This window comes from Mycobacterium sp. (genome assembly GCF_049673265.1).
Lineage (GTDB): Bacteria > Actinomycetota > Actinomycetes > Mycobacteriales > Mycobacteriaceae > Mycobacterium.
Genome location: NZ_JBATXN010000387.1, coordinates 1 through 1,843, shown reverse-complemented (window position 1 = coordinate 1,843; position 1,843 = coordinate 1). Strand labels below are relative to the sequence as shown.

1 protein-coding gene and 2 pseudogenes are annotated in these 1,843 nt (G+C 65.9%); all 3 read right to left on the bottom strand.

What is annotated here, in order from left to right; translation table 11 throughout:
* Window positions 1-617 (bottom strand): annotated as a pseudogene (locus WBF82_RS13445) (hypothetical protein); the annotation flags it as partial.
* A gap of 48 nt (window positions 618-665) precedes the next feature.
* Complete coding sequence (locus tag WBF82_RS13440) at window positions 666-1,649, bottom strand: alpha/beta hydrolase (protein ID WP_424383509.1); 984 nt, start codon at window positions 1,647-1,649, stop codon at window positions 666-668.
* 1 nt (window position 1,650) lies between these two features.
* Window positions 1,651-1,843: pseudogene (locus tag WBF82_RS13435) on the bottom strand (oxidoreductase); the annotation flags it as partial.

The following is a 1,843-nucleotide window of genomic DNA, read 5'->3' as shown; positions in this document are numbered from 1 at the left end:
GGCAGAACCCGCTTGGGTGCCCGCAGTGGCCCGTCGGGCCAATAGGTGAATCCGCTACCGCCATCCAGCGAGAACCAAGTGATCACCTGCGCCATCTTGATTAGGTAGTCCTGAAAGAGGCCGGACTTCCCCATCACGCTGGTGAGCCACGTGGGCGCGTTCTCGTGCCGCACGCCGCGGAAGCTCGGTGAATCCAGGTGTCCGGGATCACGATTGGCGCACGGCCCATTGATGTTGAACAACATCAGCTGCGGCTTGGCGTATTTGGCGTTCCAGTAGCTTTTGGCCATCTCCAGGAATCGCGCGTTGTAAAAGCAGTCGTGCAGTTGCGGATAGAGTGCCGCGCCGTAGTTGGCCAGGTAGCCGCGGAAGGTTGGAGTGAGGAACAGGTCCAGCGACGGGGTGAAGCCCTCGGGGAACACGCCACTCATGGTCGCGATCAGTTCGTCGGCCGATGCGAAGTGTTGGGCGATGATCAGCTTCCACGGGCCCTCGCTGCGCACGACGTCAAGCAGACGCTCGCGTTGGTCATCGGTGTACACGGTGTCGATCTCGCGAGGCGGTGCGGCCGGCCGCAATACGTCGGAAAGCTTCATCCGTCGCTCGTCGGTGAGCATCAGCTTTCTCCTTCTGCCAATTCTCGGTTGATGTGATTGTCTGTGGCGTCACGGCGCCGCGGCGGTGCTGCGTCCGGTGATTGGGACGTCAAATCGCAGTGGGTTGGCGAACTTCGCCCGCAGCAACGCTCCGATCTCGGCGACGGCCAGCCGACCGCGCGCCGTCAAGTCCGACCGCATGAGAAACCCGTGGTACATCCCGGGATAGCGGGTAGCAGTGGTCTGCACGCCGGCATCGCGCAGCCTGGCCGCGTACCGCTCACCCCAGTCTTGGATCGGATCGCAGCCCGCGGTCACCACGATCGCCGGCGGCAGAGCCGACAAGTCGCAGGCGTAGGCCGGCACCAGGTACTGGTCGCGGGGCGGCCCGGCATCGCCGTCGGCGAGGCCGTGCATGTAGTCGATGTCGTCGCGGGTGAGCAGCGGCGCATCGGCCAACGCGGTGATTGACGAAACCGTCATGTCGCGATCCAGTCCGGGGTACAGCAGCACCTGCACACAGATCGCGGGCCCGCCACGATCGCGTGCGGCCAGCGCGACTGCCGCCGCCAGCGAGCCGCCCGCACTGTCGCCTACCACTGCCAGTCGGCCGGCGTCGACCCCGAGGTCGTCGGCGTTGCGCGACACCCACTCGGTCGCGGCGTAGGCGTCGTCGAACTGCGCGGGCGGCGGCGACTCGGGGGCCAATCGGTAGTCGACGGCCACCACGGTGGCTGACGACGCTAATGCCAGGTTGCGGGCCAGCGGTTCGAACGAGTGGTTAGACCCCATGACAAGTCCGCCGCCATGGAAGTACACCAGTACGGGGCTAGCGGAATCGCTGGTGGGACAGTAGATCCGGACTGGAATTGGTCCTGCTGGCCCAGGGGCGGCGGCGTCGGTGACGCTGGCCATCTCGGGCATGCTATCGGGCAGCGGGGCGGACTCGATCACGGCGCGGACCGCAGCCAAGCCCCGCTGGCGCATCGGCGGGACGTCACCGAACGAGGCGAGTCGCTCGGCGGCGTCGGGATCTAATTTGGAACCGATCATGTCAATGCTTTGCGGGGGCGAACCGACGCTGTGTGAGTAGTACCGGAGGCCGTTGTGCGCTAAGCACATTCGCGCGTTCGGCCATCGCCGACCCGACGAACTCCGGCTGGGTGAGCAGGTAGAACCGGCCCTCGGCGGCCTGCTCAAAGACCGTCTCGGCAGCTGCGAGCGGATCCATGGCATCGGCCTTGATG